This window comes from Amycolatopsis sp. NPDC023774, assembly GCF_040639695.1.
In the GTDB taxonomy this organism is placed as follows: Bacteria; Actinomycetota; Actinomycetes; order Mycobacteriales; family Pseudonocardiaceae; genus Amycolatopsis.
Genome location: NZ_JBFAAJ010000084.1, coordinates 1 through 5070, shown reverse-complemented (window position 1 = coordinate 5070; position 5070 = coordinate 1). Strand labels below are relative to the sequence as shown.

The following is a 5070-nucleotide window of genomic DNA, read 5'->3' as shown; positions in this document are numbered from 1 at the left end:
TTGTCGCGCGTGGTCCCGGACACCAGGATCTGGGCGGCACCGGCGGTTTTGGCGGCGACCAGCTGCGCGAGGCCCTGCTGGCCCGGACCCTGGATCAGCACGGTGTCGGCGTACCCGACCCCGGCCGTGAGCAGCGCCCACTCGATGCCGTTGGAGAGCGGCATGACCATGCCGGCGAGCTCGGGGGTGACCGTGTCGGGGATCTTGTGCAGCACGGAGTTCCACGGCAGGTACATGTATTCGGAGAACCCGCCCCACAGCGTGCCGGGGTTTTCCGCCGAGGTGTAACCGAACCGGCGGCCGTCCGGGTTGGTCCGCCAGTCCGTCGCCTCGCAGTGCCGGTACTCGCCGAGGCGGCACCACTCGCAGGTGAAGCAGCCGACGTAGTGCTCCACGAACACCCGGTCGCCTTCGGACAACCCGTGGCGCTGCTTGAAACGCGACCCGGCCTGCGCGATGACCCCGACGTTCTCGTGCCCCATGATCACCCGGCCCCGGATCACCGCGGGCGGGCTGGCGTACATCTTCACGTCCGTCCCGCAGATCCCCGCGACCTCCACCTGCAACAGGGCGGAATCCTCGTCGATCGACGGAAGCTCGAACTCCTGCATCTCCGTCGTGCCCGCCGCGACGCGGACCGCCGCCTGCACAGTCTGGACCATCGAATCTCCCTCGTTGGCAGAATGGACAGCCCAATATACCATCGGCGAGGTAGTCCACCATGACGAAGCGAGGAGCCGCATGGCCGAGCACCTGCTGACCGTGACGCGTACCCAGGGCAACAACCGCGCACTGACCGACGGCGCGGTCGTCCCCGCGGGTTTTCCCTTGGCGTTCAAGGAAGAACCAGTGCTCGTCCACGGGTTCCGGCGGATGGTCCGCGAGCTCGCCTACGACGTCTGCGAGATGGCGCTCACGACCTACCTCACCGCGCGCGAGCACGGCGTGCGCTTCACCGCGCTCCCGGTCTTCCTGGTCCGCGGGTTCCACCACGGCGCGATCCTCGTGCGGAAGGACTCCGGCATCACCGAGCCGGGCCACCTCGCGGGGAAGCGGGTCGGCGTCGGCCGCGGCTACACGGTCACGACCGGGGTCTGGGCGCGCGCGATCATGGCGCTCGAACACGGCCTCGATCTCGACTCGGTGACCTGGGTCCTCAGCGGTGACGAGCACGTGGAGTCCTACCGCCCGCCCGGGAACGTCGAGCCGGCCGGGCCGGGCAAGCAACTCGGGGACATGCTGCTGGCCGGTGAGGTCGACGCCGTGGTGAACGCAGGCGTCGACTCACCCGACGTCGTGCCCCTGATCGCCGATCCGGTCGAAGCCGGGTTCGCGGCGCTGCGCGAACGCGGCTTCTACCCGATCAACCACCTGGTCGTCGTCAAGGACGAGGTGCTCGACGCGCACCCGGGCGTCGCGAAGGCCGTGTTCGAGGCGTTCGCCGAGTCCAAGCGCCGCTACGTCGAGCGGCTGCGGGCCGGGGTGGCGGAAACCGCCGACGACCGGATGTACGCCCGGGTCATGGCCGAGACCGCCACCACCGACCCCCTCCCCTACGGCATCGAACCCAACCGCGCGATCCTCGAGCTCCTCGTCGAACAGGCTGCGGCGCAACACATCCTGACGAAGCCGGTGGACGTCGACTCGATGTTCGCGCCCGCGACCCGTGACCTGGTGGGCTGAGCCGTGCGGATCGCGATCGCCGCCGACCACCACGGCGTGAACCTCAAGCAGCGCCTCACCGCCTGGCTCACCGCCCACGGTCACGAAGTGGCCGACCGCGGCTCGCACAGCGCGACCGACACCGTCGACTACCCGCCGCTGTGCGCCGACGTGAGCCGACGGGTCGCCGACGGCCGCGCGGACGCCGGCCTCGTGCTCGGCGGCAGCGGGCAAGGCGAAGTCATCGCCTGCAACAAGATCCGCGGCGTGCGCGCAGGACTCGGGCACACCACGTTCATGGTGGAGATCTCGCGCGGCAACAACAACGCCAACGTGCTCGTGATCGGCACGAAGGTCATCACGGACGACGAAGCGGAAAGACTGCTCGCCCTCTGGCTGTCCACTCCGTTCAAGGGCGGCCGGCACCAGGACCGCATCGACCAGATCACCGCGCTGGAAGCCTGACCGCCGGGCGGAGCGGGACGGCGGTCGGCACCTCGGCGCCGATCGCCTCCCGGAGGTCCAGCCCGCTCACGTGGGCCAGCAGCATGCGCAGGGAGTTGCCGTGCGCGACCACGAGCACCGAGCGGCCCGATTCCAGCAACGGCAACAGTTCTTCGAGCCAATACGGTCGCAGCCGCTCGTGCAGCATCTCCAGGCTTTCGCCGCCCGGCGGCACCCCGTCCGGCGCCCGCCGCCAGCGGGCGACCGCTTCCGCACCGAACCGCGCCCGGGCGTCGGCCCGCTCGATCCCTTGCAGCACACCGTAATGCCGCTCGACGAGCGCCGGCCGGTGCTCGACCTCCGTGGTGGGCGCGAGCACGCCCGCGACGATCGCGGCGGTGTCGGCGGCGCGGACCAGCGGCGAGGAGTGCACGACGTCCGGGACCCAGCCGGCCAGCTCGTCCGCGACGGCTCGCGCTTCGCCGACGCCGGCCAGAGTCAGCGGGACGTCGAGATGCCCGGCGAACAGGTCCCCGGCGTTGGCGGTGCTCTCACCGTGGCGCAGCAGGACGAGCTGACTCACCGGTCGTGCCCGCGCAGGAACTCGAGGACCCGCGCCGGCGCGGTCCCGGCCGTCTGCTCGGCGACGGGCACGTCCCAGTACTCGTGCACCGGCAGGCACTCCTGGAGGTAGCGCGCGGCCGAAGGGGCGTGCGAGTTGTCCTGCCCGGGCACGATCAACGCGGGCACGTCGCAGGTCATCAGGTCCTCGGGCTCCACGCCCGGGACGGTGTCGCGGTCGAAGAGGCCGCGCACGGAGGCGGTCACGAGCAGGTCGTAGCGAGCTGGGTCGAAGGCCGCGTACGCCTTCGCGAAGGTCTCGTCACGGCGCAGCGGCGCGGCCCACGGACCCACCCGCGGGTCGGCGCTGAAGCCGGCGCTCGTCGAGCGGGCCAGGTCGACGACGGCGGGCAGCCCGTGCTCGCCGACGTAGGCGAGGTGCCGCACGAACCGGCGGTGCTGCGCCATGCGGTAGCGGGGCCCGCCGGCCGGGGAGAACAACACCATGCTGCGCACCCGCTCCGGTGCCGCGACGGCGAGCGCCGCGGCCGTCGAGCACCCGACGCAGCCGCCCATGGTGTGCGCCGAGTCGATGCCGAGGTGATCGAGGAGCCCGAGCGCCTGGCTCGTGTAGGCCGGCCAATCCAGCCGCTCGACCCGGCCACTCGACTGCCCCGATTCACGCCGGTCGAAGACCACGCAGGTGTACTCGGGAGCGAAGGCGTCGAGGAACCCGAGGTCGCGGTAGCGCCCGAAGCCGGTCCAGTTGTCCAAAGTGGAATCGAAGCCGCCCGGGCTGAACATCAGCAGCGGCGGGCCGTCACCGACGATCCGGTAACGCGTGGCGATCCCGTCCAGCACGACCACGGGCATGCGAATTTCTCCTCAGCTCTGCGGCACCTTGATGCCACCGCGGATCTGCCGGCCGCCCCGGATGTCCGCGGCGCATTCGGTCAGCGCGTCGAACGTGATCCGCGCGACGTTGGCGTAGGTGTCGATCTCTTTGTCGACGTTGGCGGCGTTGTAGCCGATGGCGGCGGTGGCCATGCGGATGCGCCCGTCGAGCCACGGCCCGCCACCGAACCCGCCGAGCACGGGGATCGACACCGCGTCCACCACCGCCGGCCCCACCACCGGGCCGGAGTTGGTGAAGTTGAGCGCGACCGCGCCCGCGGACTCGAGCCGCTTGGCCTCCGCGACCAGCTCGTCGAGCATCCCGTCGGGCACCTGCGCGACACTGGCCGCCGAGTATTCGATGCCGTACTTCAGGGCGGTCTGGGGCGTGATCCCGAACTGCGCGAAAACCGGAACGCCCGCCCTGGTCACCGCCTCGACCGCCTCCGGGAAGTCCGCGGCGCCGTCGAGCTTCACCAGGTCGACGCCCGCCTCCTTGACCAGCCTGATCGCCGCGTCGACCGCACTGGCCGCGCCCTGTTGCAGCGGGCCGAACGGGAAGTCGCAGCTGAGCAGCGCTCGCCGCACTCCCCGCCGGACCGCCTTCGCGACCACGAGCACCTCGTCGAAGGTGATCTCGAGCGGATGCGGCTGCCCCCACAGGTTGACCCCGACGGTGTCGCCGACCGAGACGATGTCCACGCCGACCCGGTCGGCGATGCGCGCCATCTGGTAGTCCCAGGCGACGATGCAGACGCTCTTCTCGCCGCGCGTCTTCATCGCCTGCAGAGCCGGGATGGTGACCTTGCCGGCCGGATCGCTCTCGGGGCTCATGCGCGCGTCGCTTTCAGCAGTTCGAACAGGTCGTCCTCCTCGGCGGGCACCAAGAGGATCCGGGCGTGCGGGCGCAGCGAGAACAGTGCCTCGTTCGCGACCCCGTCCGAGGTCACGACCAGGCCGGCCGTCATGATCCCGCGCACCGTGCAGGCCGCGCCGATGGTGGCCGCCGCCTCCGCGTTCTCGCCGGTGGTCGAGACCAGCACGACGGTGTTGCTGTCGCGCAGCTCTTCGGTGAGCGCCACCCGGTCGCCGGTCATGGTGACCAACTCGTCACCGGCGCCGAAAGCCGAGTAGAACCGCGCCTGCGCCCACTCCTCGGCGGCCGCTCGCCCGACGATGCCCTTCGCCGCGTCGTCGAGCGCCACCACCCGGGTGTTGCGGGCGGCGGACAACGGGTAGTCGATCCGGAAAGCCGCTTCCTCGGCGGTCGCCGCGCGAGCACAGCTGCTGACCAAGCCACGTTGCAACACGGTGTTCCTCGCCGTCTCAGACCGTGGTCTGCCGCACGCCGGGCCTGGCGACCATCGCCTCGCCGATGCCGTCCACAAAGGACTGTTCGGCGGGCAGCACGACCGCGACCGAGCGCACCTTCTGGTCCTGGGCCCGGTTGCCCGCCGGCTCGACCCCGTCCTCGGCCAGCGCGAGCGCGGCCTTGCGCAGCTTCTGGCG

General features: G+C 71.1%; 8 protein-coding genes. 2 read left to right on the top strand and 6 right to left on the bottom strand.

What is annotated here, in order from left to right; translation table 11 throughout:
* On the bottom strand, positions 1–662 hold a 662-nt coding region (locus AB0F91_RS46790), incomplete at its 3' end, for an alcohol dehydrogenase catalytic domain-containing protein (protein WP_360608940.1).
* A gap of 79 nt (positions 663–741) precedes the next feature.
* On the opposite strand from AB0F91_RS46790, the gene AB0F91_RS46785 reads away from it, so the two are divergent.
* The gene (locus AB0F91_RS46785; protein WP_360608938.1) at positions 742–1683 is read left to right on the top strand and encodes a hypothetical protein; all 942 of its coding nucleotides are present in this window, start codon (positions 742–744) and stop codon (positions 1681–1683) included.
* Between the two features lie 3 nt (positions 1684–1686).
* Positions 1687–2127 (top strand): RpiB/LacA/LacB family sugar-phosphate isomerase, encoded by a 441-nt coding sequence (locus tag AB0F91_RS46780; RefSeq protein ID WP_360608936.1) that lies wholly within the window; start codon positions 1687–1689, stop codon positions 2125–2127.
* Here the strand turns inward: AB0F91_RS46780 and AB0F91_RS46775 are convergent.
* The 5 genes from AB0F91_RS46775 to AB0F91_RS46755 form a co-directional block, all read right to left on the bottom strand.
* Positions 2108–2689, bottom strand: coding sequence for a 2,3-bisphosphoglycerate-dependent phosphoglycerate mutase (locus AB0F91_RS46775; protein ID WP_360608934.1), 582 nt, complete (start codon positions 2687–2689; stop codon positions 2108–2110). The genes AB0F91_RS46780 and AB0F91_RS46775 overlap by 20 nt on opposite strands.
* Positions 2686–3540, bottom strand: a complete 855-nt coding sequence (locus AB0F91_RS46770) for an alpha/beta hydrolase (protein WP_360608932.1) — start codon at positions 3538–3540, stop codon at positions 2686–2688. Before AB0F91_RS46770 ends, AB0F91_RS46775 begins: the two co-directional genes overlap by 4 nt.
* A 12-nt stretch (positions 3541–3552) precedes the next feature.
* A complete protein-coding gene (locus tag AB0F91_RS46765; RefSeq protein ID WP_360608930.1) occupies positions 3553–4395 on the bottom strand; it encodes a 3-methyl-2-oxobutanoate hydroxymethyltransferase in 843 nt (280 codons plus the stop codon).
* Positions 4392–4871, bottom strand: a complete 480-nt coding sequence (locus AB0F91_RS46760; protein WP_360608928.1) for a hypothetical protein — start codon at positions 4869–4871, stop codon at positions 4392–4394. The genes AB0F91_RS46765 and AB0F91_RS46760 overlap by 4 nt, the downstream gene beginning before the upstream one ends.
* A 16-nt stretch (positions 4872–4887) precedes the next feature.
* The coding region (locus tag AB0F91_RS46755) for a hypothetical protein (RefSeq protein ID WP_360608926.1) at positions 4888–5070 on the bottom strand (183 nt) is incomplete at its 5' end.

Coding starts and splice junctions, on each gene's coding strand:
- AB0F91_RS46770 (WP_360608932.1), bottom strand. CDS start 3,540: ATGCCCGTGGTCGTGCTGGACGGGATCGCCACGCGTTACCGGATCGTC.
- AB0F91_RS46785 (WP_360608938.1), top strand. CDS start 742: ATGGCCGAGCACCTGCTGACCGTGACGCGTACCCAGGGCAACAACCGC.
- AB0F91_RS46765 (WP_360608930.1), bottom strand. CDS start 4,395: ATGAGCCCCGAGAGCGATCCGGCCGGCAAGGTCACCATCCCGGCTCTG.